Here is a 24,119-nt window from a genome sequence, read left to right as displayed (position 1 = left end):
AGATTGACAATCATAAGTGTCCAATTAGACTGACACTCGAAGCGACGTCCTCTTGAACGTTGCTCGGGGAGAAGCACGGTGGAAACGCTGGCAGTGGTATTGGAGGCACCTGAACGGCTGGTCCTCCGTCCGCTTGCGCTCAACCCGGTCGCCGCTGCCGACGTGCTGATCGACATCGCCTGGAGCGGGATCAGTTCAGGGACCGAGAAGCTGCTGTGGTCGGGGCGAATGCCGGCGTTTCCGGGGATGGGTTATCCGCTGGTGCCGGGGTATGAATCGGTCGGGCGGATCGTCGACGCCGGGGCCGATGTCCGCGGGCGGATCGGCGAATGGGTCTTCGTTCCCGGGGCCAATTGCTATCAGAAGGCGCGCGGGCTGTTCGGGGGGACGGCGCAGCGCGTCGTGCTGCCCTCGGCACGCGCGCTGCCGATCGACGAGTCGCTTGGCGCGGAGGGGATCCTGATCGCGCTCGCGGCCACGGCCTATCATGCGGTCGCAGGGGGAAATGCGCCCGATCTGGTGATCGGGCACGGCATCGTCGGGCGGCTGATTGCGCGGATCGCGATCGCCCTTGGCGCGCCCGCGCCGACGGTCTGGGAAACCAATTCGGATCGTCGAGATGCGGATGGCTATCCCGTCATCGATCCGGCGCAGGACGATCGCCGCGACTATGCAACCATTTGCGACGCGAGCGGGGCCAGCGACATTCTCGACACCGCGATCCCGCGGCTCGCCAAGCGCGGCGAGATCGTGCTCGCGGGGTTTTACGACCGGCTGAGCTTTGGCTTCCCGCCCGCCTTCCAGCGTGAGGCGCGGCTCCGCATCTCTGCCGAATTCACCCCCGCCGATGTCGCCGCAACGACCGCACTGGTCGCATCGGGTGCGCTCCGGCTTGGCGGGCTGATCAGCCACATGCGCCCGGCGACCGAGGCGGCGGATGCCTATCCCGCCGCATTTGGCGATCCGGCGTGTCTCAAGATGGTGCTCGACTGGAGGGCTGCATGACGATGCTCGATCCCGGACCACTGCGGCATGAAGCCGAGCAGGAGCCGGACCCCGTTCCAACCGGGCCCATCACCAAGGAAACGCAGATCATCGCGATCTACGGCAAGGGCGGCAGCGGCAAGTCGTTCGCGCTGGCGAACCTCAGCTACATGATGGCGCAACAGGGCAAACGCGTGCTGCTGATCGGTTGCGACCCCAAGAGCGATACGACCTCGCTGCTGTTCGGCGGCAAATCGACCCCGACGATCATCGAGACCAGCTCGCGCAAGAAGCTCGCGGGCGAGGAGATCGGGATCGAGGACGTCTGCTTCCAGCGCGACGGGGTGTTCGCGATGGAACTCGGCGGCCCCGAGGTAGGGCGCGGCTGCGGCGGGCGCGGGATCATCCACGGGTTCGAGACGCTCGAGAAACTCGGGTTCCACGAATGGGGCTTCGACTATGTCTTGCTCGATTTCCTCGGCGACGTGGTGTGCGGCGGCTTCGGCCTGCCGATCGCGCGGGACATGTGCCAGAAGGTGATCGTGGTCGCCTCGAACGACCTGCAATCGCTCTATGTCGCCAATAACGTGTGCAAGGCGGTCGAATATTTCCGCAAGATGGGCGGGAATGTCGGCGTCGCGGGGATGATCCTCAACAAGGACGACGGCACCGGCGAGGCGCAGGCGTTCGCCGCGGCAGTCGGCATCCCGGTGCTGACCGCGATCCCCGCGAACGAGGACATTCGCAAGAAAAGCGCGAATTACCAGATCATCGGCAAACCCGGCGGGCAATGGGCGAGCCTGTTCGAGGAACTCGCGGTCAACGTGGCAGAAGCCCCGCCGCTGCGGCCGTCGCCGCTCGACCAGGACGGGTTGCTCGGGCTGTTCTCGGCGGATGTTACGGGGGCGGATTACGCGCTGAAACCCGCGAGCCAGGCGGACATGCGCGGGGTCGCCTATGTGGCGAAGCCGACGCTTGAGGTGGTGTACGATGCCGTCTGAAGCTGGCCCTCCTTCTTCTGCTAAGCCCCTCCCCTTCAGGGGAGGGGTTGGGGTGGGGACGTCAGACCGCGTCCGCGACGTGATTTCAAGCGTCCCCACCCCAAACCCCTCCCCTGAAGGGGAGGGGCTTACGTGTTCGAACGGCACCACGCTTCGTGAGTCCGCAGAACTAGCCGGAAAATCCGACATCCTAGCCCGCTACGACGTCGACTACCCCAAGGGCCCCCACGACCAGCCGCAATCCATGTGCCCCGCCTTCGGCTCCCTCCGCGTCGGCCTCCGCATGCGCCGCACCGCCACCGTCCTCTCGGGCTCGGCCTGCTGCGTCTACGGCCTCACCTTCACCTCGCATTTCTACGGCGCCAAACGCAGCGTCGGCTACGTCCCCTTCTCGTCCGAGACGCTGGTGACGGGCAAATTGTTCGAGGACATTCGCGACGCGGTCCACCAGCTCGCCGACCCCGCGCTGTACGACACGATCATCGTCACCAACCTCTGCGTCCCCACCGCAAGCGGCGTGCCGCTGCAATTGCTCCCCGACCAGATCAACGGGGTGCGGATCATCGGGATCGACGTCCCCGGTTTCGGCGTGCCGACGCATGCCGAGGCGAAGGACGTCCTCGCGGGCGCGATGCTCGCCTATGCGCGAAAGGAGGCCGAGCTAGGCCCCGTCGCCGCGCCCAAGCAACGACCGGACCGGCCGAGCGTGACTCTCCTTGGCGAGATGTTCCCGGCTGACCCGCCAGGAATCGGGCTATTGCTCGAACCGCTGGGCCTTGCGGCAGGCCCGGTCGTACCAACACGCGAATGGCGCGAACTGTATGCGGCGCTCGATTGCGCGGCGGTCGCCGCGATCCACCCCTTCTACACCGCGAGCGTCCGCGAATTCGAGGCGGCGGGGCGCACGGTGGTCGGGTCGGCCCCGGTCGGCGCGGACGGCACCGCGGCCTGGCTAGACGCGATCGGTGCGGCGTGCGGGATCGCGCAGGATAAGGTCGATGCGGCGAAGAACCGCTTCCTTCCCGCGATCCGTGGTGCACTTGCCGCGCGACCGATCGCCGGGCGGATCACCGTGTCGGGCTATGAAGGCTCCGAACTGCTCGTCGCGCGGTTGCTGATCGAGAGCGGCGCGGACGTGCCCTATGTCGGCACCGCCTGCCCGCGCACGCCCTGGTCGGAGCCCGACCGCGACTGGCTGGTGAGCCGCGGCGTCCAGGTCCAGTATCGCGCGAGCCTCGAGCAGGACATCGCCGCGGTCGAGGAATTCGGCCCCGATCTCGCGATCGGCACTACGCCCGTTGTCCAGCACGCCAAGCAGAAATCGATCCCGGCGCTCTATTTCACCAACCTCATCTCGGCGCGCCCGCTGATGGGGCCGGCGGGGGCGGGGAGCCTCGCGCTGGTGGTCAATGCAGCGCTCGCCAACCAGGCGCGCTTCGACAAGATGACCGCCTTCTTCGAAGGCGTTGGCGCTGGTCCGACCGCGGGGGTGTGGGAAAATACGCCGGTCGACCGGCCCGAGTTCAAGGCGAAATACGCCGCCAAACGCATCGCTGCGGCCAAGGCCGAAGAAAGCGTGGGGTCATGAGCGGTTTACCTACCCCGCGTAGCAGGGCTTGCGTCAAATTGGCCTCACGCAAAGGCGCAAAGGCGCAAAGCGCGCGGACACCGAAGGTCGACGCCGTGCTTTCCTGGAAGATATCCTGCTTTGCGTCTTTGCGCCTTTGCGTGAGGCCAGCCCGCTTTGCAGCGCACGCAACGGGGGCGATCCGATGACCCTCATCCTCGATCACGACCGCGCCGGCGGTTATTGGGGCGCGGTCTACGCCTTCACCGCGATCAAGGGGCTGCAGGTCATCATCGACGGCCCGGTCGGCTGCGAGAACCTCCCCGTCACCTCGGTGCTGCACTATACCGACGCGCTCCCGCCGCATGAATTGCCGGTCGTCGTGACCGGGCTCGGCGAGCAGGAGCTTGGCCGCGACGGCACCGAGGGCGCGATGAAGCGCGCCTGGGCGACGCTCGATCCGGATCTGCCCGCAGTGGTGGTGACCGGCTCGATCGCCGAGATGATCGGCGGTGGCGTCACGCCCGAAGGCACCAACATCCAGCGGTTCCTGCCGCGCACGATCGACGAGGACCAGTGGCAGTCGGGCGACCGTGCGCTGATCTGGCTGTGGACTCAGTTCGGGCCGAAGAAAGTGCCCGCACCGCGTCCGCTCAAGCCCGGCGAGCGCCCCAAGGTCAACATCATCGGCCCGATGTACGGCAGTTTCAACATGCCCTCCGATCTTGCCGAGATCCGCCGCCTGATCGAGGGGATCGGCGCCGAGGTCGGGATGGTCTTCCCGCTCGGCAGCCATCTCGCCGATGTCCGCAAGCTCGCCGACGCGCAGGCCAATGTCTGCCTGTACCGCGAATTCGGGCGCGGGCTGTGCGAGATGCTCGAGCGCCCGTATCTCCAGGCACCGATCGGCCTGGAAAGCACGACGCTGTTCCTGCGCACGCTCGGCGAACTGCTCGGTCTTGACCCAGAGCCGTTCATCGAACGCGAGAAGCACACCACGATCAAGCCGCTGTGGGACCTGTGGCGTTCGGTCACGCAGGATTTCTTCGGAACCGCGAGCTTCGGCATCGTCGCGACCGAAACCTATGCGCGCGGCATCCGCAACTTCCTCGAAACCGACATGGGGTTGCCCTGCCATTTCGCGTTCGGTCGCTCGGCGGGGGTCAAGCCTGACAATCAGGCAGTGATCGACGCGATCCGCAGCAATCCGCCGCTGATCGTGTTCGGCAGCTTCAACGAACGCATGTACATGGCCGAGACCGGCGCGCGCGGCGTCTATATCCCCGCGAGCTTCCCCGGCGCGGTGATCCGGCGGCACACCGGCACGCCGTTCATGGGCTATGCCGGCGCGACCTATCTGATCCAGGAAGTGTGCAACGCGCTGTTCGACGCGCTTTTCCACATCCTCCCGCTCGCCGGGCAGCTCGACCAGGTCGAGGCAACGCCCGCGCGGGTCGATCGCGACGTCGCGTGGGACGATGACGCCAAGACCGCGCTCGACGCGGTGATCGAACGCGAGCCGGTACTGGTGCGGATTTCCGCAGCCAAGCGGATCCGCGACGCCGCCGAACGCGGCGCACGCCGTGCAGGCGAAGCCTCGGTCACCGCGCGCCGCCTCGCGAACGCGATCAGCGAAAGCCGCGGCGGATGACGCGCACCTCAACCAGCCATTCCGCGTCGACGCGGACACTCGATCCCCACGGCACCATGCCGCGCGGATGCAGCCGGGGAGCGCCTGCGACGCTCCTGTCGATCGTCACCAAGGAGACGGAGCAATGAGCGACAAACGAGACGAGCGGTTCGGACCAGGAACCTATCTGACGCCCGAAGAAGCCAAGGAATTCCACAAGATCTTCCTGACCAGCTTCGCGCTGTTCACGGCGATCGCGGTGGTTGCGCACTTCCTGATGTGGACGTGGAAACCCTGGATCGACTGATTGCCCGACATCATCAAGAGGAGCCCACGCCATGTGGAGAATTTGGCTGATTTTCGATCCGCGACGGACGCTCGTCGCGTTGTTTTCGTTCCTGTTCGTGTTGGCGCTGCTGATTCATTTCATCTTGCTCAGCACCGACAAGTTCAACTGGCTCGACGGGCCGCGCCACGCACCCGCGGCGGCAAGCGCACCGGCGGCGCCGCCCGCGCAGTGAAGCGTACCGTTTCAGGATGACGGGGGCAGGACAACGGTTCCCGTCATCTTGAACCCGATGGACCGTGACCCCGCGCCCAGGCCGCATGCGGCCTGCGGGGGGAGGAGGGAGTCGTCATGGCGTTGCTGAGTTTCGAACGGAAATATCGCGTCCGCGGCGGCACGCTGCTCGGCGGGGATCTTTTCGATTTCTGGGTCGGCCCCTTTTACGTCGGCTTCTTCGGGGTGACGACAGCGATCTTCTCGCTGCTCGGCACGGGACTGATCGTCTATGCCGCGTCGCTCGGACCGACGTGGAACATCTGGTTGATCAGCATTGCGCCGCCCGACCTGTCCTACGGTCTGTCGCTCGCGCCGCTGCGCGAAGGTGGATTCTGGCAGGTCATCACGATCTGCGCGGTCGGGGCGTTCGTGTCCTGGGCGCTGCGCGAGGTCGAGATCTGCCGCAAGCTCGGGATCAGTTATCATGTGCCGATCGCGTTCGGGGTCGCGATCTTCGCCTATGTCTCGCTGGTGGTGATCCGCCCGTGGCTGCTGGGGGCGTGGGGCTTCGGCTTCCCGTACGGCATTTTCAGCCACCTCGATTGGGTGTCGAACACCGGCTACCAATATCTCCATTTCCACTACAATCCCGCGCACATGCTCGCGGTGAGCTTCTTCTTCACGACAACGCTCGCGCTCGCGCTGCATGGCGGGCTGGTGTTGTCCGCGGTCAATCCCGCGAAGAACCCCGACGGGTCGCAAGGCGAGGTCAAGTCGCCCGAATATGAGGACGCCTTCTTCCGCGACACGATCGGCTATTCGATCGGGACGCTCGGCATCCACCGGCTCGGGCTGTTCCTCGCGCTGAGCGCCGGGTTCTGGAGCGCGATCTGCATCATCATCTCAGGGCCGCTGTGGACTCGCGGCTGGCCCGAATGGTGGACGTGGTGGCTCAACCTGCCGATCTGGTCGTGAGGGGGAAAGACGATGGCACGCTATCAGAACATCTTCACCCAGGTGCAATTGCGCGGGGCCCCCGAAATGGGGCCGGCGCTCGGCGCCTATGATTTTCCGCGACTGGGCGAGCCCGGTTTTTCCTACTGGATCGGCAAGATCGGCAATGCGCAGATCGGCCCGATCTATCTGGGCGGGCTCGGCATCCTGTCGCTGATGTTCGGTTTTCTCGCGTTCGAGATCGTCGGGCTCAACATGTGGGCGTCGGTCGGCTGGGATCCGATTCAGTTCGCGCGGCAATTGCCGTGGCTCGCTTTAGAGCCGCCGGGGCCGGAATATGGCTTCCAGCTGTTCGTGCCGCTCGCCAAGGGCGGCTGGTGGCAGCTCGCCGGGTTCAGCATGACGACCTCGGTGCTGCTATGGTGGTTGCGCACCTTCCGCCGCGCAAAGGCGCTGGGAATGGGGACGCATGTCCCCTGGGCGTTCGCCAGCGCAATCTGGCTGATGGTCGTGCTCGGCTTCCTGCGTCCGATGCTGATGGGCAGCTGGGCGGAAGCGGTACCGTTCGGCATCTTCCCGCACCTCGACTGGACCGCGGCTTTTTCGATCCGCTACGGCAATCTCTTCTACAACCCGTTCCACTGCCTCTCGATCGTGTTCCTGTACGGCTCGACGCTGCTGTTCGCGATGCACGGCGCGACGATCCTCGCGGTCGGGCGCTATGGCGGGGAACGCGAGATCGAGCATATCACCGATCGCGGCACCGCGGCCGAACGCGCGGCGCTGTTCTGGCGCTGGACCATGGGGTTCAACGCGACCTACGAATCGATCCATCGCTGGGCCTGGTGGTTCGCGGTGCTGACGACGCTGACCGGCGGGATCGGGATCCTGCTCACCGGCACCGTGGTCGACAATTGGTATCTGTGGGCGATCCAGCACGGCTATGCGCCCGATTATCCGGGCACGGGCGTAATCGATCCCGCCACGCTTCCGGGAGCATCGCAATGAGCGGTCTTGGCAGAATAGTCGCGGTAACGGGGCTGATCGGCGCGACCGTCGTGCTTGGCGGGTGCGAACTTGGGCCCAAGCAATCGCAACAGACGGGCTTCCGCGGCACCGGTATGGCGCAGATCGTCGATCCCGATCATGTCGTCAAGCTCGGCGCGATTCCTCCGCCGCCCTATGCGCTCCCCGACGATAGCGGTCCGCGCGCACGCGAGGCCTATCAGAATGTCCAGGTGCTGGGCGACGTGTCGGCGGAGCGGTTCAACCATCTGATGGCAGCGATGAACCAATGGGTCGCGCCGCCCGAACAAGGCTGCAATTACTGCCACAACCCGGAGAACATGGCCTCGGACGAGAAATACACCAAGGTCGTCGCGCGGCGGATGTTGCAGATGACGCGCAACATCAACGGCAAATGGTCGAGCCACGTCCAGAAGACGGGCGTGACCTGCTACACCTGCCACCGCGGCAATGCGGTGCCGACGTACAAATGGGCGATCGCGGAGGGTGTCGAGGATCCCGACACGATCGTGCGCAACAAGCACGGGCAGAACACCCCCAATGTCAGCGTCGGCTACGCATCGCTCCCGTACGATCCGTTCCAAAGTTATCTCGCAGGCAAGGCGCAGATCCGCGTCGCGTCAAGCAGCCAATATCCCTCGCCCAACCATGTCGTGTCGATCAAGGATGCCGAGAAGAGCTACGGCCTGATGATGCACATGAGCACCGCGCTCGGGGTCAATTGCACTTATTGCCACAACAGCCAGTCGTTCCGGTCGTGGAGCCTCAGCCGCCCGCAGCGCGCGACGGCTTATTACGGGATCCGCATGGTCCGCGATTCGAACGAGGGGTATATCACGCCGCTGACCGCGGTGTTCCCGGCGTATCGCAAGGGGCCGCATGGCGATCCGTACAAGATCAATTGCCAGACCTGCCACCAGGGCCAGTCCAAGCCGCTCGGCGGCTATTCGATGCTCGCGGACAATCCGACGCTGAAGGGGCCGCCCGTTCCCACCGCCGCCCCCGAAGGCGGCGCGGCAGGGGCGGCGGTGCCCGCGGTGTTGGCCAATCCGCAGGCAATGACGAAACGGCAATGAGGCGCGCGCGTGCGCAGCCGGGCGGTTGCGTACGCCTTGCCCCACGGTCGGGAGCGCCATCATGGACGGGCTAAGTCTGCGCAGCCATCCGCTACGCGCCGCGCTGGCGGAGGAGATGCACGTCCGGCGGCTGCCGCGTTTTACCGCGCCATGCCGGCTGATGCAGATCGTCACGGTGCTGGGCGAAGCGGGGGCGGGGAGCGCCGGCGCTCATTTCGAGGCGGTGGCGATGCGGCTCGGACTGACGCTCGCCCCCGCGACCAAATATGCGGTGGTCGATCTCGGGGGCATGAAGCTCGTGCTCGAGCGACATACCGAGTTCGCGAGCTACACCTTCGTGCGCGAGGGCGCGTTCGACCAGCCTTTCGCCAGCGGCGTGTTCGATCCCGCCGCGACCAGCATCCTGGCGGACATGCCCGGCGACGTCATTCGCGCGACGCAGATCGCCCTCTATCCCGCAGGGACCGATCCCCCCGACGAAGCAACGCTCGACACGCTGTTCGTCCCCGAGGCGCTGATCCTGTGCGACGTCGCGGGGGGCAAGGCGCGGGTGATGTCCGATTTCCGGCTCAACCCCGACGGCTTCGGCCGTCTGCTGCTGCTCGACCAGGGGTTGCTCCGCGACGAGCCCGCGCAACTCGTGTTGCGTATCCAGGAATTGGGCAATTACCGCAACATGGCGCTGCTCGGCTTGCCGCTCGCGCAGCGGCTGACGCCGGACGTATCGCGGCTCGAGGCGCGGCTCGCGGGGCTCACCGCATCGGTGTCCGAACGCGTGTCGCAGGACGACAGCCTGCTCGATGAACTGACTTACCTGTCCGCCGAACTCGCGCGATTGCTCGCGGAAACCCGCTACCGGATGAGCGCGACGCGCGCGTATGCGCAACTGAGCCTCGACCGGCTCGAGACGCTCGGGATCGGGCGGATCCCCGGCTATCAGACGCTTGCCGACTTTACCGAGCGGCGGCTGACCCCGGCGGTGCGGACGTGCGACAGCTTCTCGGCGCGGCTGGCGGACCTGTCGCAGCGCGCGGCGTGGACCAGCGAACTGCTCCGCACCCGGATCGACATCGCGCTCGCCAAGCAGAATCGCGACCTGCTCGAATCGATGAACACCCGAACGCAGCTGCAACTGCGCCTGCAACAGACGGTCGAGGGCTTGTCGGTCGTCGCGATCAGTTATTATGCGGTCGCACTGATCGGGTATCTCGCGGCGCCGGCGCATGCCTGGAAGGAATGGGTGATGGTCGCCGCGGTGCCCGCGGTGTTCGCGGGCGCGTGGCTGTTCGCGCGGCGGTTGCGCCAGGGGCTGGCGGAATAGCGGTACGGCTTTGCGGCGCGGCGCTTCCCCCGTTCGTTTCTCGGCTAATTTCGAAACGAACGGGGAGGTGCAGGCGGTTCTATTCCGGTTGTACTCTCACGCCGCCAACGCGCGCCGCGCCAGCGCGCATTGCGACCAGATTTCCGACAGCGCGCTCACCAGTTTGTCGACATCGCCGTCCGAATGGACCGGCGAGGGTGTCAGCCGCAGCCGCTCGGTGCCGACCGGAACGGTCGGGTAGTTGATCGGCTGGACATAGATACCGTGATGTTCGAGCAGCCAGTCGCTGATCATCTTGCACTTGTGCGCATCGCCAACCATCACCGGGATGATGTGGCTCGGGTTGTCGATCGTCGGGATGCCGATCGCGTCGAGCCGCCGGCGCACCTGCGCCACACGCGCCTGATGCTGCGCGCGTTCCGCGTCGCTGTGCTTGAGATGACGAATGCTCGCGGTCGCCCCCGCGGCAAGTGCGGGCGGCAGCGCGGTGGTGAAGATGAACCCACTCGCGAAGCTGCGGATGAAATCGCACAAAGCGGCCGAGCCCGCGATATAGCCGCCCATCACCCCGAACGCCTTGCCCAGCGTTCCCTCGATCAGCGTGACTCGGTCCATCAGCCCTTCGCGTTCGGCCACCCCGCCGCCGCGCGGGCCGTACAGCCCGACTCCGTGGACTTCGTCGAGATAGGACATCGCGCCGTGCCGCTCGCACACGTCGAGGATTTCCGCGATCGGCGCGATGTCGCCGTCCATCGAATAGACGCTTTCGAACGCGACCAGCTTGGGCCGGTCCGCGGGGATTTCGGACAGGCGGCGGTCGAGATCCGCTGCGTCGTTATGCTTGAAGCGGATGCACTGCGCGCGGCTGTGCCGGATCCCCTCGATCATCGAGGCGTGGTTGAGTTCGTCCGACAGCACGACGCAATCGGGCAGCCGCGCGGCGAGCGTGCTCAGCGCCGCCCAGTTGGACACATAGCCCGAAGTGAACAGCAGCGCGGCTTCCTTGCCGTGCAAGTCGGCGAGTTCGGCCTCGAGCACGACATGCGCGTGCGTGGTGCCAGAGATGTTGCGCGTCCCGCCTGCGCCCGCGCCGCACGCATCGAGCGTCTCGTGCATCGCGGCGAGGACTTTGGGGTGTTGCCCCATGCCCAGATAGTCGTTCGAGCACCACACCGTGACCTCGTCGACTCCACCCTCGGCATGGTGCCGCGCACGCGGGAAGTGCCCGGCCTTGCGCTCCAGTTCCGCAAAGGTGCGATAGCGCCCGTCCTCTTTCAGCGTATCGAGCTGAACCTGAAAGAATGCCTCGTAATCCATCGCATACCCTCCCGCGTCTAGTCGTTGGCAGCGGCTTTTGCCGCTTTGTTTCTGGCCGACGCCCAATGCCACATCTTGGCATCTCTGAGCGGCAGGACAAGAAAAAGATGCTCGATCATGCCAAGGGCCGAGAGCCCGGCAAGCAAGCTCGCGGTCACGCCCACGCCGCTGCGCAGCGGCGCGGCTTCGGCGACGGTCCACGCCCAGATCGCGAGCCCGCCCGACCCGATCAGCGATACCGGCAGCAGCGCATTGCCGGCGCGCTTGCGGAAATAGCTCTTGAGATAGGCGAGATGCGCCGGAAACACTTCGTCGCTGAGATTGGGCACGCCGAGATACAGGTTGAACTTGGCACTCAGCCGCAGGACGAACAGCAACAGGAACGTGAGCGGTGCCGACTGGTTGGGCTGGCCCCAGGTCAGCGCGAACAGCAGCAGCGCGGTCGCGGCGATCGCAACTTCGTGATGGATCACCGTCGCGGTCGCAAGCCGAAGCCGGTCCCATCCGGCGGCATCTGGCGGGCAGGGCAGGCGATTGGGCCCGGCGACGAACCCCATCAGGAACCCCATTTCATGCCAGCCCCAGATCACGATCGCCGCCGCGAAACCGAGATACGCGCCGCCCCAGCTCGAATCGTCCGCGCTCCACCACACCGCACCCGTCGCGACGAGGGCGAGCACCCCCGCCAGCGTGAAGCTCGTGCGGAAGGTCGCGCGCGGGCGGCTGTCGAGCCACACCACCGCCGCCGTCCCGATGAACCACAGCACCAGCGCGAACAGGAGCGGCGGGATCGTCACCAGGCCGGGACCAGCCGCGCGGAGGCCGGGATCGCGTTGCGCTGCACCGGCGTGAAGTACAGCCGCGCGAACGCGACGCCCGCCGCGCCGACCAGCGCGGTGCGCTTGATCCAGCCGGTCACGCCGCCCTGTTCCTTCGCGGCATCGATCCCCGCGGCGATCCGGCGCATCCGCTCCAGCCCGGCGCGGAACGCGGGCGCATCGGTATCGAGCACGACCGGAAAGACCTGCCGCGTGATCTGCGAGCAGACCTTAAAGACGCGCTGGTCATAGTCGGTCGGGTCGATCCCGAGCGCCTTGTGGAAGGCGGGGCGATTGTGGTCGCGGACATACATCGTCGTATAGACGGCAACTAGGAAGAACCGGATCCACAGCACGTTATGTCCGCGCAGCAGTTTGCGGTCGGTGCGCATCAGGATCGCGAACGCCTCGCCGTGGCGGAACTCGTCGTTGCACCATTCCTCGAACCAGTTGAAGATCGGATGGAAGCGCCATTCGGGGTGCTGCGCGAGATGCCGGAAGATCGTGATGTAGCGCGAATAACCGATCTTCTCCGACAGATAGGTCGCGTAGAAGATGAACTTCGGGCGGAAATAGGTGTATTTCTTGGTCTTGGTCAGGAAGCTGAGGTTAACCCCGATCCCGGCATCCTTGAGCGTATCGTTGATGAAGCCTGCGTGGCGGCTTTCGTCGCGGCTCATCAGCTTGAACAGCATCTTGATATCGGGGTTCTGCGCGCGCTTCTGGATCTCGGCGTAAAGGATGCAGCCCGAAAATTCGGCGGTGAGCGAACTCACCAGGAAATCGATGAATTCCTCGCGCAGGCCATCGGGCAGGCTTTCGATCACGCCGTCGAACGCATTGGTCCGGCGGAAATGGCGACGGTTGGGATCGGCGACCATTTCGGCGATCAGCTGGTCCCATTCGGCGCGCACCGGCGACACGTCGATCCGGTCCATCGCCGCGAAATCGGTCGTATAGAAGCGGGGAGACAGCACCGTATCCTCGCGCGCGATCCGCATCGTATCGGTTGGTGGAATATCGGCGGGCGCGATCGCGGTGATGGCGTTCATGACAGTCTCCGATCCGAAAAGCTGACTTCGTACAGTTCGGTCATCTCGAAATGGCCGCAAAGCTTGGTCCACAACCGCTCGACCGCGCTTGCACGTTCGACCGTGGCGAGCCGCTCGAACACGCGTGAATCGCCGAACGCGACGTGGATCGGGTCGCCGTGGACCCGCACCCGGTCGCCCGGGTTGATCGCCACGCCGCCCGCGAGCTCGACATGCGCGCACAGGAATTCGTCGCTATGCTCGACCAGCACGCGGCACGGCGTGTCGAAGGCGGTGCGGCGGAACGGGATCATCGGCCTGTCTCCGGGGTTTCGAGCAAGGCCGCGAACGCTGCGCGGTTGGTCGTGCCGAACGCGTTGAGTTCGATCGAGCGCCCGGTTGCGGTGTCGGTGAGCGTCAGTTCGCCGTCCTGCCACTGGGTGAGGGTAAAGGGCGGCGCGCTGCCGATCCCGCGCATCCGCCGCTCGCGTGCAAGCCCGCGCATCACGCCGCGAATGAACCCGGTCTTCTGATCGGGCACGATGACAGAGGCGGTGCGGCCGGTGCCCGCATCCTCGATCCGCACCCCGCGATCGGGCGCATCGACGAACCGCAACGTGCGCGACCGGACGGGAGCAACATGGTCCGCGCTGCGCAACAGCACGGGCGAGGCCCCGGGCGGAACCTGCGCGATCCGCATCATCGCGGTCAGCGTGAAGGCAAAGGCGACGAGCGTGCCGCCGAGGATCAGCGCACCACGCGGGAGCTGTTCGGGGTGCGTCCGGCTCATGCCGCCACCGCCTGGCCGAACGCCGGCTCGGCCACCGTCACGAGTGCGGGCTGCGCGACGGTGCCCTGCGGATGGACCGAAAGACACGCGCGCGCGACGAGGGCTGCGACGTGGCGCGCATCGGGCACCGCGCGCAGCATCGGCTCGGGGGTCGCGACTCGCCAGGGTCGCGCGTGCGGCCACAGCGCCAAGAACCCCAATTTGCGTTCGCTCTCGAGCGCGAGCGGCAAGTCGCCCGAGCCATCCGCCTGCACCGCCAGCCCGACGCTTGCGATCCGGCGCAGCGGCAGATTGATGCATTTGGAGAAAGCGATTCCGACGCGGAACACGATCCGGCGGTTGGTCAGCGTATACAGCGTCGTCCGCGCGGCGCCCCAGGCAAGCAGGTTGAGCAGCCCCACTGCGACCGCACCGAACCCGGCGGTCAGTCCGACTCCCGACAAGTCGCCGATTGCATCCACGCCGCGCGCCAGCGCTTCGCCGAGCGACCATCCCGCGAGCAGGACGAAATAGCCGGTCACGATCCGCGTATGATAAGCGGTCCGCGCGAGCACGCGCCAGTCGGGGGCACCCTGCCACAGGATTCGCTCGTCCTTGGGGAGCAGCCCCGGCAGCCCCGGGATCGGTTCGTGGTCATGTTCGGTCACAGCAACGGCTCCTGACGATCGGGCGTGGCGTAGAGATAGCCGCCGCCGAAATAGCCGAGCATACGGTCCTCCTCGTACAGGGTGATCCGGTCGGTCGCCTCGATCCGTGGCGCATCCGCGAATTGCGCGGCGGTGACCGCGTCGCACACCACGCGGCGGTTACCGCGCTGGATATCGGTCATCATCATCGGCACGAGCACCGTGCCGCCGACGGTCAGGTCGACCGCGAGATAGCGGATCAGCCGGTCTGCGCGGTCGATCCACAGTTCCGAAACCGTCCCCGCGAGCGCACCGTCACACCCCAGCACCGGCATCCCGCGCGGATCGGGATCGCGGCGTTCGATTGCAAAATCGAGCGCGCTGCCCATCGGCACGATCCGCGGATGCCCTTCCATGTCGATGTCGGGATGTTTTGCGCGGTTGGCGTAGGCCGCGGGGCCGATCCCGTCGACCAGCGGGTTGCCGGTCGGCGCATAGGGCGCGCCCGGAAAGCGATCGGTGAAGCGCGCCGCGATCTCGACCGGTTCGCGCCCCTGCGTCGGGGTGGTCACGGTGCCGCGCCCGAACGACAGCTTGAACGTCTTGGGGAGCGCGGTGAGGAACGGTCCGCCTTCGGATTCGAGCCGCCCGGTGAACTCATGCTCGAGCGGATAGCCCTCGCGCCGATCCTCGCGGCGGAGATAGAAGACGAGGCAGATGAAGAACAGGACGAACGCGTAGAAGACCAGCAGCGCGACATCGATGCCGGGGGTTAGGGTCGGGTGCATGGTCTGTCTCCCCAATTAAGCCGGAAATTCGGCGAGGCCGAAACGGGTTTTGCCAAAGCGGATCGCGGCCGGATCGGTCGCTGGGCGGACGAGCGGCCCGAGGACGATCAGCGTCGCGAGCAGCAGCGCGATTTCGAGCGCGTAGACGACGCCGTAGCCGGTCGCGGGATCGGCCAGCGTCGGCCCGAGCGCGTGGCGGATCGCCGCCGCGGACGTCACGTCGCGCAGGATCGCGCCGATCGCGATCGCCAACCCGGCGCACGTTGCCTGCACCGCACCCCACGCCCCGAGCGCCAGGCCGGTCCGTCCGCCGAGGTCGCGCGCGTCCGAAATCGCCATCGCCGCGGTCAGCGTGCCGACCGAAAACAGCCCCCCGCCAAATCCGATCATCGCGGCCCCGACCGCGAGCAGCGCGGCGGCGTGCAAGGGTGCGGCGAAGATCACGCCCAGGAACGCTGCGATCCCCGCAACCCCGCCGAACCCCGCCAGTCGGTGCGGCTCGGCACCCTTGCCGAGCGCACGCGCGGCGAGCGCGAAACCGCTCAGCATCCCGATCGCCCACAAGGCGGTCAGCGACGTCGTCGCGCCGACCGACAGCCCCAGGATCTGCCCGCCATACGGCTCGAGCAGCACGTCCTGCATCGAGAAAGCTGCGGACCCCAGCCCGGTCGCGACCAGCAGCCGCATCGTCCGCGGGCGTGCGATGAAGATCGCCCACATCTCGCGGAAGCTCTCGCGGCGGTCGTCCGCCACGGGGCCGCCACGCCGTCGTGGCTCCTGTTTCCACAAGGCGGTGATGTTGAGCACGACCGTCAGCACCGCGGCCCCCTGGACGATCTGCACGAGGTGCGTCGGGGTGAAATGGTTGAGCAGGCGCCCGATCACGATCGCGCTGACCATCATGCCGATCAGCAGCATGACATACAGCAGCGCAACGACGCGAGGTCGGCTGTCGGGCGGTGCGAGGTCGGTCGCGAGCGCGAGGCCCGCGGTCTGCGTCGTGTGCATCCCCGCACCGACCATCAGAAACGCGATCCCCGCGCCGACCTGCCCGACGATCGCGGGGCCATTCCCCAGCCCGGTCATCACCAGCAACGCGAACGGCAGCAACGCGAACCCGCCGAACTGGAGCAACGTCCCGAACCACAGATACGGCACGCGCTTCCACCCGAGCAGCGACTGGTGGTGATCCGACTTGAACCCGATCAGCGCGCGCAGCGGCGCGAAGACGAGCGGCAACGATACCATCGCGCCCACCGCCCAGCTCGCCATGCCGAGTTCGACGATCATCACGCGGTTGAGCGTGCCGGTCAGCAGCACCGCCGCCATCCCGACCGATACCTGGAACAGCGACAACCGCAGGAGCCGACCAAGCGGCAATTCCACGCTCGCCGCATCCGCAAACGGCAGGAACCGTGCCCCGACCTGGTTCCAGAATGCACCCGTGCGAAACCCTCCGCCCCGCACGGACTGCCTGCGGTCCGCGTGCGGTTGGAGCGATCTCTTGAGGGCGGACAGGTCGCTCACCGCGTCACCACCTCAATCGCGTGGCTGGTGTAGAAGCTCGCCGAAACGCGCCGGTCACGCCCGATTTCGGCGGAAGGCAGCGCGGTGCGGATCAGCGTGCGGAGCAACCGGTCGCGCACCGGCAGGATCGCAGGCGAACGGTCGCTGCGCGGGAACAGCCGGCCTATGCCGAGCATCGCCATCAACAACGGGGTCTGCGGTGCGAAGGTGAAGACGATCGACCCGCGCGTCCGTTCGGCGAGCCGCTCCAATACACTGACGATCTCGAACGCGGGATAATGGATCAGCGAGTCCATTGCGACGACATGATCGAACTGTCCGAGCGCAGGGTCGAGCATGTCGCCGACGCGCCAGTCGATCGCCAGCGTAGCGGGCGCACGGTCGCGCGCGATCTTGACCAGGCTGCCCGCGACGTCGATCGCCACCACTTGCGCACCGCGTTCCGCCGCCGCAACCGCGAGCGCGCCGGTCCCGCACCCGGCATCGAGCAGCCGCAGCCCGGTCATGTCCGCGGGGAGCCATGACAGCAGCGTGTCGCGCATGTCGGTCCGCCCCGCGCGCACCGTCGCGCGGATTCCGCTGACGGGGGCGTCGGAGGTGAGCTGTTCCCACGCCTTGGCGGCGGTGCGGTCGAAATAGGTTTCGAGCGCGCCGCGATAACGATGGTAGGTCGCGGTGGTCATCGCGCGTCCTCCGTTCGCAGCGGGATGACGGTGAGCGGATGGGAACGGGATGGCATCATTCGAACCCCAGGAATTCGAAGATCTCGCGATCCTTCATCGGCTGCGCGTCGAGCGGTTCGCACCCCGCCCACATCTGCGCGGCGAGGCGTTTGTATTCGAGACAGGCGGCATCGACTTCGGGGGTCGAGTCCATCTCGAACAGCGTGCATTTCTTGAGCCGTGAGCGCCGGATCGCGTCGAGATCGGGGAAATGCGCGAGCCGCTTGAGCCCCGTCGCCGCATTGAACCGGTCGATCTCGTCGGTCGCGGCGGAGCGGTTGGCGATCACGCCCGCCATCCGCACGTCGTAATTCTTCGCCTTCGCCTTGATCGCCGCGACGATGCGATTCATCGCGAAGATGCTGTCGAAATCGTTCGCCGCAACGACGACCGCGCGCTCGGCATGTTGGAGCGGGGCAGCAAACCCGCCGCACACCACGTCCCCGAGCACGTCGAAGATCACCACGTCGGTTTCCTCGAGCAGATGATGTTGCTTGAGCAATTTGACCGTTTGCCCGACGACATAGCCGCCGCACCCCGTCCCCGCGGGCGGACCGCCCGCCTCGACGCACATGACGCCATTATACCCCTCGAACATGTAATCCTCGGGCCGCAGTTCCTCGGCGTGGAACTGCACCGTCTCGAGCACGTCGATCACGGTCGGCATCAGTTTTTTGGTCAGCGTGAAGGTGCTGTCGTGCTTGGGGTCGCAGCCGATCTGCAGCACGCGCTTGCCGAGCAGCGAGAAGGCGGCGGACAGGTTGGACGAGGTGGTCGATTTGCCGATCCCGCCCTTGCCGTACACCGCGAACACCTTCGCGTTGCCGATCCGGTCGTTCGGATCGAGCCCCACCTGGAGCGAGCCTTCGCCGTCAAGTCCGCGGACTGGGGGATCGAGCAATGCCATCATCTGTTCCTTCAAGCCGCCACCGCCACGATCCCCTCGAGGCGGTCCTCGAGGTCGTCGCTGGCGGCATGGAGTGCGGCGAGCGTCGCCGCGTCGGGGGACCAGTATTTGCGCTCGCTCGCCTCGATCAGGCGGTTGGCGACGCGCGCGGAGGCCTTGGGGTTGAGCGCGGCGATCCGTTCCCGCATCGCCGCGTCGAGCACATAGGTTTCGCTGATCTGCTGATAGACCCACGGATCGACTTCGCCGGTGGTCGCCGACCAGCCCATCGTCGTGGTGACGCTGCCCTCGATCTGGCGGACGCCTTCATAACCGTGGCGCAGCAGCGCCTCGGTCCACACCGGGTTGAGCACCCGCGTCCGTGTCTCTAGCGCGACCTGTTCCTGCAAGCTGCGCACCTTGCCGACACCTTGCGTCTGGTCGCCGATATAGACCGGTGCGGTCTGTCCGCCCTTCGCCCGAGTCACCGCGCGGCTGATCCCGCCAAGCGCATCGACATATTGGTCGATACTGGTGATGCCGAGCTCGACGCTCTCGAGGTTCTGATACGCGCAATCGACCGTCTGGAGGGCTGCCTTGAGCACGTCGGGCTGGCGCACCGGTGCGCCCTTGACGCCGTAGGCATAGCCCTTCTGCCGCTCGAAACTGTCCGCCAGCTCGTCTGGGTCGGTCCATGCACCCGTGTCGATCATCAGATTGACGTTCGCGCCATATGCCCCTTCGGCATTGGAGAAGACGCGCAAAGCGGCGGTTTCGAGGTCGCAGCCCTGCGCCGCGGCGTGTGCGCGCGCATGGCGACGGACAAAATTGTCGCTGTCGGGTTCGTCCGCCTCCGCCGCGAGCAGCGCCGCCTGCGCGAGCATCCGCGTCTGCAGCGGGAGCAGGTCGCGGAAGACCCCCGACAAGGTGACCACGACATCGATCCGCGGCCGCCCGAGTTCGGTGAGCGGCACCAGTTCCGCGCCCGCCAGCCGGTTGTAACTGTCGAACCGCGGCCGCGCACCGAGCAGCGCCAGGGCCTGCGCGATCTGCGCGCCTTCGCTTTTCAGATTGTCGGTGCCCCACAGAACCATCGCGACCGTCTCGGGCAGATGCCCCGAATCCGCGAGGCTGCGATCGAGCAGCCGCTGCGCCTGCGCCGCGCCATCCTTGACCGCGAAGGCCGAGGGAATGCGGAACGGGTCGAAGCCGTGGATGTTGCGCCCGGTCGGCAGGATCTCGGGATTGCGCAACAGATCGCCGCCGGTGACCGGGTGGATGTAACGCCCGGCGAGCGCGGCGACGATGCCGTCGATCTCGCCATTCGCCGACAGCGCACGGTCGAGCGCGGCCATGTCCTGTAACAGCTGTGTGTCGGGCGTGACGGTCCCGTCGACCAGAGCGACGATCGTGTCGTGCGGCAGCGCCTCGCCGCGCGCGTCCGACGACGCCGCGATCATCGCGATCCGCTCCTCGCGCGACGCAGCTTCGCCCGCGACGTGAAGCCCTTGCGGGATGAGCTCGCGCTCGATCTCGTAAAGCTTGGCGGCGAGGTCGGCGATCCACCCGGTCGCCTCTGCAGGGCCACCCCCCAGGTCGAGCGCCGTCGCCTGATCCGTGATCAGTTCCGCCAGATCGTGCGCCTCGTCGCTTGCCGGATCGGCTACACGCCACCGCTCGACCGACGCCTTGAGCGCGGCGAGACCCTTGTACACCCCCGCGTTGGTCAACGCAGGCGTCAGATAGGATACCAGGGTCGCGCCCGAACGCCGCTTGGCGAGCACACCCTCCGACGGGTTGTTCGCGGCATAGAAATAGATGTTGGGCAGATCACCGATCAGCCGGTCGGGCCAGCACTCGGCGCTCAGCCCGCTTTGCTTGCCCGGCATGAATTCGAGGCTGCCATGCGTCCCGAAATGCAGCACCGCATGCGCCGCGAAATCCTCGCGCAGCCAGCGGTAGAAGGCGGCGAAGGCATGCGTCGGTGCATAGCGCCCGGCGAACAGCAGCCGCATCGGATCGCCCTCATACCCCAGCGCGGGTTGCAGCCCGACGAAGACGTTCCCGAACTGCCGCCCGAGGATCTGCACCGATGTGCCGTCCGATTGCAGCTTGCCCGGTGCCGGCCCCCAGCTCGCCTCGATCTCGGCGAGCCAGGCCTCGCGCGCAACGATCGTGTCCGCGCTGACCTTCGCATGGACATTCGCCTCGGTCCCGAAGCGCGCGGCATTGCCGCCGAGGATCGCCTCGCGCAGCGCATCGACCGTCGCAGGGAGTTCGACCCGATACCCTTCGCGCGCAAGCCGCCCGAGCGTGGCATGGAGCGATGCGAACACGCTGAGGAACTGCGCGGTCCCCGCGGCACCCGCATTGGGTGGGAAGTTGAACAGCACGACCGCGACGCGCTTTTCGGCGTTCTCGGCGCGGCGCAGCGCGATCAGCTTGAGCACGCGCGCGGCGAGCATGTCCGCGCGGTCGCCGCACGCCTGCATCGCGCGCACCGCACCGGTCGCGGGGAAGGTGCAGCCCCGCGCGCAGCCCGTGCACGCCGAATCCGACCCGTCGGAGCGCCCGCCGAACACCATCGGCACCGTCCCGCCGTCGAGTTCGGGGATCGCGACCATCATCGTCGCCTCGAGCGGGAGCAGCCCCTGCCGGTTGGCGCCCCACGCCTGCAACGTCTGGAATTCCACCGGATGCGCCGCGATATACGGCAGATCGAGCCGCGCCAGGATCGCCTCGGCGGCGGCGGCATCGTTATAGGCGGGTCCGCCGACGAGGCTGAACCCGGTGAGGTTGATTACCGCGTCGACGATCGGCGCGCCGTCGCGCAGGAACAGCGCCTCGATCGCGGGGCGCCCGTCGAGTCCGCCCGCGAACGCCGGCATCACGTCGAGTCCGCGCGCCTCCAGCGCGGCGATCACCCCGTCATAATGCCCCGCATCGTTGGCGAGCACGTACGACCGCAGCATCAGCAGCCCGACCGTGCCCGTCGCACCGCGGCGGCGCGGAAGCTCGGTCGTGGTCGCGGCGATCCGCCCCGGCAGCGCAGGATGATAGACACCGACCTCGGGATAATCGCGCGGCCCCTGCGCGCGCATCGTCCCGCGCAGCCGCATTCGCGGCCCGGCGGCATAGCGATCGACCAGCGCACGGACCATGTCGACGACATTATCGTCCGATGCCGCGAGCCAATATTGCATCGTCAGGAAATAGGCGCGGACGTCCTGCGCGGTGCCGGGGACGAAGCGGAGCAATTTGGGCAACCGCCGCAGCATCGCCATCTGTTTTGCGCCGCCGCTCGCGCCGGGCTTGGGCGATCCGCGTAGCTTCTTGAGCAACGCGAGCATCCCCCCGCTCGGCTTGTCCATGCGATAGTCGCCCATCCGCGTCAGCCGGACGATGTCGCCCGCCGACATCAGCCCGACCATCGCGTCGCACGAATCGCGCCGCGCCTGGAGCTGCGGCAGCACCGCGCGAATATGATCCTCGAGGAACAGCATCGTCAGCAGCACGATGTCGCCCCGCGCAATGTCCGCGCGCGTGGCCTCGAGCGTTTCGGGCTTTTCGTCCCAGTCGGCGGCGGCGTGGAAGCCGATCGTCACGCCCGGATTTTCGCGCGCAAGCCGCACCTGCGCGCGCTCCACCGCGCCCGACAGATGGTTGTCGAGCGTGACGATCACGACGCGAACAGCCGGGTTTCCGGTGGCGGGAAGGGGTGCGCTAGCGGGCATAATGCGCCTTTGCGTCATAAAGCGTGTCGAGCGTGATCGCGGCGATGCCCTGCTCTGCGGCATAGCGCTCGGTATTGCGCCGCGCCTTGCCGCGGACGAAGAACGGGATCTTGAGGAGTTCGCGCTCGGCGTCGGGCGACCAGCCGCGCCGTTCCTCCCCCGCTTCAGCGGGGGAGGGGGACCGCTCGGCTTCTTCAGCCGAGTGGTGGAGGGGGCGGGGGCTGGGCGCGACCGCCGCCGTCGCTCCCCCTCCACCGTTCGCTGAATGCTCAAGGTCCCGCTCCCCCGGTTCCCGGGGGAGGATCGACGCCGCGCCGTGCCCCAGATGGCTCGCCCCCGCCGCGTCCGAAAACTCGAAGTCCTCGCGGAACATCGTCAGCAGATGTTCTTCCAGCCCCATCACCAGCGGGTGGACCCAGGTGTCGAACAGCACGTTCGCACCCTCGAACCCCATCTGCGGGCTGTAGCGCGCAGGAAAATCCTGGACATGCACCGGGGCGGAGATGACCGCGCACGGGATCCGCAACCGCTTGGCGATGTGCCGCTCCATCTGCGTGCCGAGCACCAGCTCAGGCTGCAGCTTGGCGATGGCGTCTTCGACCGCGAGATAATCGTCGGTGATCAGCGGCTCGAGCCCGTACAGCGCCGCGGCAGCCCGCATCTCGCGCGCGAATTCGCGGTTGTAGCAACCGATCCCGACCACCTCGAACCCGAACTCGTCGCGCGCGATCCGCGCAGCGGTGATCGCATGGGTCGCGTCGCCGAAAACGAACACGCGTTTGCCGGTCAGATAGGTCGAGTCGACCGAGCGGCTCCACCACGGCAACCGCGACGTGTCGAGCGCGGCGGCGGGATCGACCCCGGCAAGCGCCGCGACCTCGGCAATGAAATCGCGCGTCGCGCCGTGGCCGATCGGGACGGTGCGGACGGTTGGCTGTGCGAACGTCCGTTCGAGCCAGCGACATGCGGTATCGGCAATCTCGGGGTACAGGCAGATGTTGAAATCCGCCGCACCAAGCCGCGCCAGGTCCGCCGGAGTCGCGCCGAGCGGGGCGACGACGTTGACGTCTATCCCGAGCGTTTCCAGCAGGCGCGTGATCTCGACGACGTCATCGCGGTGACGGAAACCGAGCGCGGTCGGCCCGAGAATGTTGGCGCTGGGGCGCTTTATTCTTTCTTTCTTCCCCGGCGAAGGCCGGGGCCCAGTCGAGATGTCGGCGGTAACCGGGGGCAGTGCTTCGTTTCCATCGTCCCGCTCCTGGGCCCCGGCCTTCGCCGGGGAAGTGGCATTGTTGATAAGCGCGCCAAAGGTTGATGAAGCCCCAAAAGTTGCGGAAACGTCCGCAGGCGGCACCGCCAGCGCACGCACTAACTGGTAGAAAGTCTCCGCCGCGCCCCAATTCTCCTTGCGCTGATAGCTCGGCAGTTCGAGCGCGATCACCGGGATCGGCAAGCGCAGCGCCGCCGCAAGCCCCGCCGGATCGTCCTGGATCAACTCTGCGGTGCACGAAGCGCCGACCAGCAACGCCTGCGGCGAAAAGCGGTCGACCGCCTCGCGCACCGCAGTCTGGAACAAAGCGGCGGTGTCGCTCCCCAGATCGCGCGCCTGGAAGGTGGTGAAGGTCACTGGCGGCCGCTTGTCGCGGCGTTCGATCATCGTGAATAACAGGTCGGCATAGGTGTCGCCCTGCGGCGCGTGGAGCACGTAATGGACGCCCTCCATCGCGGTCGCGATCCGCATCGCGCCGACATGCGGCGGGCCTTCATAGGTCCAGACGGTCAGCTGCATGGCAGCCACCGATCGCGCGGCGCAAGGGCG

At 66.8% G+C, this 24,119-nt stretch carries 23 protein-coding genes; 10 read left to right on the top strand and 13 right to left on the bottom strand.

The features are described from left to right. Nucleotides 1–78 precede the first annotated feature (78 nt). From bchC to bchZ, 4 genes are all read left to right on the top strand, one after another. Nucleotides 79–1,005 carry a chlorophyll synthesis pathway protein BchC gene (gene bchC / locus ABIC17_RS19570; RefSeq protein WP_354284779.1) on the top strand — a complete coding sequence of 309 codons (927 nt, stop codon included), beginning with the start codon at nucleotides 79–81 and terminating at the stop codon, nucleotides 1,003–1,005. After that, nucleotides 1,002–1,985: a chlorophyllide a reductase iron protein subunit X gene (locus ABIC17_RS19565; RefSeq protein ID WP_354284777.1), complete on the top strand. Its 984-nt coding sequence runs from the start codon at nucleotides 1,002–1,004 to the stop codon at nucleotides 1,983–1,985. Before bchC ends, ABIC17_RS19565 begins: the two co-directional genes overlap by 4 nt. Then, nucleotides 1,975–3,573 carry a chlorophyllide a reductase subunit Y gene (gene bchY, locus ABIC17_RS19560; RefSeq protein ID WP_502958509.1) on the top strand — a complete coding sequence of 533 codons (1,599 nt, stop codon included), beginning with the start codon at nucleotides 1,975–1,977 and terminating at the stop codon, nucleotides 3,571–3,573. The genes ABIC17_RS19565 and bchY overlap by 11 nt, the downstream gene beginning before the upstream one ends. A 184-nt stretch (nucleotides 3,574–3,757) precedes the next feature. Then, nucleotides 3,758–5,203 (top strand): chlorophyllide a reductase subunit Z, encoded by a 1,446-nt coding sequence (gene bchZ, locus ABIC17_RS19555; protein ID WP_354284775.1) that lies wholly within the window; start codon nucleotides 3,758–3,760, stop codon nucleotides 5,201–5,203. On the opposite strand, the gene ABIC17_RS19550 is transcribed toward bchZ, so the two are convergent. Then, nucleotides 5,181–5,312 carry a hypothetical protein gene (locus ABIC17_RS19550; protein ID WP_354284773.1) on the bottom strand — a complete coding sequence of 44 codons (132 nt, stop codon included), beginning with the start codon at nucleotides 5,310–5,312 and terminating at the stop codon, nucleotides 5,181–5,183. The genes bchZ and ABIC17_RS19550 overlap by 23 nt on opposite strands. Nucleotides 5,313–5,327: 15 nt before the next feature. Between ABIC17_RS19550 and pufB the strand changes: the two genes are divergently transcribed. The 6 genes from pufB to ABIC17_RS19520 all read left to right on the top strand — a co-directional run bounded on the left by pufB (nucleotide 5,328) and on the right by ABIC17_RS19520 (nucleotide 10,061). Beyond that, a complete protein-coding gene (pufB, locus tag ABIC17_RS19545; RefSeq protein WP_354284771.1) occupies nucleotides 5,328–5,489 on the top strand; it encodes a light-harvesting antenna LH1, beta subunit in 162 nt (53 codons plus the stop codon). A 31-nt stretch (nucleotides 5,490–5,520) separates the two neighbouring features. Continuing rightward, complete coding sequence (gene pufA / locus ABIC17_RS19540; RefSeq protein WP_354284769.1) at nucleotides 5,521–5,703, top strand: light-harvesting antenna LH1, alpha subunit; 183 nt, start codon at nucleotides 5,521–5,523, stop codon at nucleotides 5,701–5,703. A gap of 116 nt (nucleotides 5,704–5,819) precedes the next feature. Further along, nucleotides 5,820–6,659 (top strand): photosynthetic reaction center subunit L, encoded by an 840-nt coding sequence (gene pufL / locus ABIC17_RS19535; protein ID WP_354284767.1) that lies wholly within the window; start codon nucleotides 5,820–5,822, stop codon nucleotides 6,657–6,659. A gap of 12 nt (nucleotides 6,660–6,671) precedes the next feature. After that, the gene (gene pufM / locus ABIC17_RS19530) at nucleotides 6,672–7,646 is read left to right on the top strand and encodes a photosynthetic reaction center subunit M (protein WP_354284765.1); all 975 of its coding nucleotides are present in this window, start codon (nucleotides 6,672–6,674) and stop codon (nucleotides 7,644–7,646) included. Continuing rightward, nucleotides 7,643–8,740 (top strand): photosynthetic reaction center cytochrome PufC, encoded by a 1,098-nt coding sequence (gene pufC / locus ABIC17_RS19525; RefSeq protein ID WP_354284763.1) that lies wholly within the window; start codon nucleotides 7,643–7,645, stop codon nucleotides 8,738–8,740. Before pufM ends, pufC begins: the two co-directional genes overlap by 4 nt. A 61-nt stretch (nucleotides 8,741–8,801) precedes the next feature. Next, a complete protein-coding gene (locus tag ABIC17_RS19520) occupies nucleotides 8,802–10,061 on the top strand; it encodes a DUF3422 family protein (protein ID WP_354284761.1) in 1,260 nt (419 codons plus the stop codon). Nucleotides 10,062–10,157: 96 nt separating this feature from the next. Here ABIC17_RS19520 and hemA read toward each other — a convergent pair whose 3' ends face one another. The 12 genes from hemA to bchB are packed head-to-tail and all read right to left on the bottom strand — an operon-like array spanning nucleotide 10,158 to nucleotide 24,089. Continuing rightward, on the bottom strand, nucleotides 10,158–11,378 hold the full coding sequence (hemA, locus tag ABIC17_RS19515; protein WP_354284759.1) for a 5-aminolevulinate synthase: 1,221 nt from the start codon (nucleotides 11,376–11,378) through the stop codon (nucleotides 10,158–10,160). A gap of 17 nt (nucleotides 11,379–11,395) precedes the next feature. Continuing rightward, entirely contained in the window at nucleotides 11,396–12,175 is a 780-nt protein-coding gene (gene puhE / locus ABIC17_RS19510) for a putative photosynthetic complex assembly protein PuhE (RefSeq protein ID WP_354284757.1), read from the bottom strand. Then, a complete protein-coding gene (acsF, locus tag ABIC17_RS19505) occupies nucleotides 12,172–13,248 on the bottom strand; it encodes a magnesium-protoporphyrin IX monomethyl ester (oxidative) cyclase (RefSeq protein WP_354284754.1) in 1,077 nt (358 codons plus the stop codon). The genes puhE and acsF overlap by 4 nt, the downstream gene beginning before the upstream one ends. After that, nucleotides 13,245–13,541 carry an O2-dependent cyclase accessory protein gene (locus tag ABIC17_RS19500; RefSeq protein WP_354284752.1) on the bottom strand — a complete coding sequence of 99 codons (297 nt, stop codon included), beginning with the start codon at nucleotides 13,539–13,541 and terminating at the stop codon, nucleotides 13,245–13,247. The genes acsF and ABIC17_RS19500 overlap by 4 nt, the downstream gene beginning before the upstream one ends. Continuing rightward, on the bottom strand, nucleotides 13,538–14,017 hold the full coding sequence (gene puhC / locus ABIC17_RS19495; protein ID WP_354284750.1) for a photosynthetic complex assembly protein PuhC: 480 nt from the start codon (nucleotides 14,015–14,017) through the stop codon (nucleotides 13,538–13,540). The genes ABIC17_RS19500 and puhC overlap by 4 nt, the downstream gene beginning before the upstream one ends. Then, complete coding sequence (gene puhB / locus ABIC17_RS19490) at nucleotides 14,014–14,664, bottom strand: photosynthetic complex putative assembly protein PuhB (protein WP_354284748.1); 651 nt, start codon at nucleotides 14,662–14,664, stop codon at nucleotides 14,014–14,016. The genes puhC and puhB overlap by 4 nt, the downstream gene beginning before the upstream one ends. Next, a complete protein-coding gene (gene puhA / locus ABIC17_RS19485) occupies nucleotides 14,661–15,431 on the bottom strand; it encodes a photosynthetic reaction center subunit H (RefSeq protein ID WP_354284746.1) in 771 nt (256 codons plus the stop codon). The genes puhB and puhA overlap by 4 nt, the downstream gene beginning before the upstream one ends. A gap of 15 nt (nucleotides 15,432–15,446) precedes the next feature. Next, complete coding sequence (locus ABIC17_RS19480; RefSeq protein WP_354284744.1) at nucleotides 15,447–16,958, bottom strand: BCD family MFS transporter; 1,512 nt, start codon at nucleotides 16,956–16,958, stop codon at nucleotides 15,447–15,449. Next, complete coding sequence (bchM, locus tag ABIC17_RS19475) at nucleotides 16,955–17,641, bottom strand: magnesium protoporphyrin IX methyltransferase (protein ID WP_354284742.1); 687 nt, start codon at nucleotides 17,639–17,641, stop codon at nucleotides 16,955–16,957. The genes ABIC17_RS19480 and bchM overlap by 4 nt, the downstream gene beginning before the upstream one ends. A gap of 55 nt (nucleotides 17,642–17,696) precedes the next feature. Next, nucleotides 17,697–18,587, bottom strand: a complete 891-nt coding sequence (bchL, locus tag ABIC17_RS19470) for a ferredoxin:protochlorophyllide reductase (ATP-dependent) iron-sulfur ATP-binding protein (protein ID WP_354284740.1) — start codon at nucleotides 18,585–18,587, stop codon at nucleotides 17,697–17,699. An 11-nt stretch (nucleotides 18,588–18,598) separates the two neighbouring features. Beyond that, the gene (locus ABIC17_RS19465; RefSeq protein ID WP_354284738.1) at nucleotides 18,599–22,300 is read right to left on the bottom strand and encodes a magnesium chelatase subunit H; all 3,702 of its coding nucleotides are present in this window, start codon (nucleotides 22,298–22,300) and stop codon (nucleotides 18,599–18,601) included. After that, a complete protein-coding gene (gene bchB, locus ABIC17_RS19460; RefSeq protein ID WP_354284863.1) occupies nucleotides 22,290–24,089 on the bottom strand; it encodes a ferredoxin:protochlorophyllide reductase (ATP-dependent) subunit B in 1,800 nt (599 codons plus the stop codon). The genes ABIC17_RS19465 and bchB overlap by 11 nt, the downstream gene beginning before the upstream one ends. Nucleotides 24,090–24,119 lie beyond the last annotated feature (30 nt).

The organism is Sphingomonas sp. PvP056, from assembly GCF_040549155.1.
Taxonomy (GTDB): domain Bacteria; phylum Pseudomonadota; class Alphaproteobacteria; order Sphingomonadales; family Sphingomonadaceae; genus Sphingomonas.
The sequence above is the reverse complement of the archived record's forward strand: the minus strand, read 5'-3'. Positions and strand labels throughout refer to the sequence as shown.

Excerpts from the sequence above, each read along its gene's own strand:
- hemA (WP_354284759.1), bottom strand. The coding sequence starts at position 11,378 with ATGGATTACGAGGCATTCTTTCAGGTTCAGCTCGATACGCTGAAAGAG.
- bchB (WP_354284863.1), bottom strand. The coding sequence starts at position 24,089 with ATGCAGCTGACCGTCTGGACCTATGAAGGCCCGCCGCATGTCGGCGCG.
- pufL (WP_354284767.1), top strand. The coding sequence starts at position 5,820 with ATGGCGTTGCTGAGTTTCGAACGGAAATATCGCGTCCGCGGCGGCACG.
- ABIC17_RS19500 (WP_354284752.1), bottom strand. The coding sequence starts at position 13,541 with ATGATCCCGTTCCGCCGCACCGCCTTCGACACGCCGTGCCGCGTGCTG.
- pufB (WP_354284771.1), top strand. The coding sequence starts at position 5,328 with ATGAGCGACAAACGAGACGAGCGGTTCGGACCAGGAACCTATCTGACG.
- bchL (WP_354284740.1), bottom strand. The coding sequence starts at position 18,587 with ATGGCATTGCTCGATCCCCCAGTCCGCGGACTTGACGGCGAAGGCTCG.
- ABIC17_RS19565 (WP_354284777.1), top strand. The coding sequence starts at position 1,002 with ATGACGATGCTCGATCCCGGACCACTGCGGCATGAAGCCGAGCAGGAG.
- puhC (WP_354284750.1), bottom strand. The coding sequence starts at position 14,017 with ATGAGCCGGACGCACCCCGAACAGCTCCCGCGTGGTGCGCTGATCCTC.
- pufA (WP_354284769.1), top strand. The coding sequence starts at position 5,521 with ATGTGGAGAATTTGGCTGATTTTCGATCCGCGACGGACGCTCGTCGCG.
- pufM (WP_354284765.1), top strand. The coding sequence starts at position 6,672 with ATGGCACGCTATCAGAACATCTTCACCCAGGTGCAATTGCGCGGGGCC.
- pufC (WP_354284763.1), top strand. The coding sequence starts at position 7,643 with ATGAGCGGTCTTGGCAGAATAGTCGCGGTAACGGGGCTGATCGGCGCG.
- bchY (WP_502958509.1), top strand. The coding sequence starts at position 1,975 with ATGCCGTCTGAAGCTGGCCCTCCTTCTTCTGCTAAGCCCCTCCCCTTC.
- acsF (WP_354284754.1), bottom strand. The coding sequence starts at position 13,248 with ATGAACGCCATCACCGCGATCGCGCCCGCCGATATTCCACCAACCGAT.
- ABIC17_RS19465 (WP_354284738.1), bottom strand. The coding sequence starts at position 22,300 with ATGCCCGCTAGCGCACCCCTTCCCGCCACCGGAAACCCGGCTGTTCGC.
- bchZ (WP_354284775.1), top strand. The coding sequence starts at position 3,758 with ATGACCCTCATCCTCGATCACGACCGCGCCGGCGGTTATTGGGGCGCG.
- puhA (WP_354284746.1), bottom strand. The coding sequence starts at position 15,431 with ATGCACCCGACCCTAACCCCCGGCATCGATGTCGCGCTGCTGGTCTTC.
- bchM (WP_354284742.1), bottom strand. The coding sequence starts at position 17,641 with ATGACCACCGCGACCTACCATCGTTATCGCGGCGCGCTCGAAACCTAT.
- ABIC17_RS19520 (WP_354284761.1), top strand. The coding sequence starts at position 8,802 with ATGGACGGGCTAAGTCTGCGCAGCCATCCGCTACGCGCCGCGCTGGCG.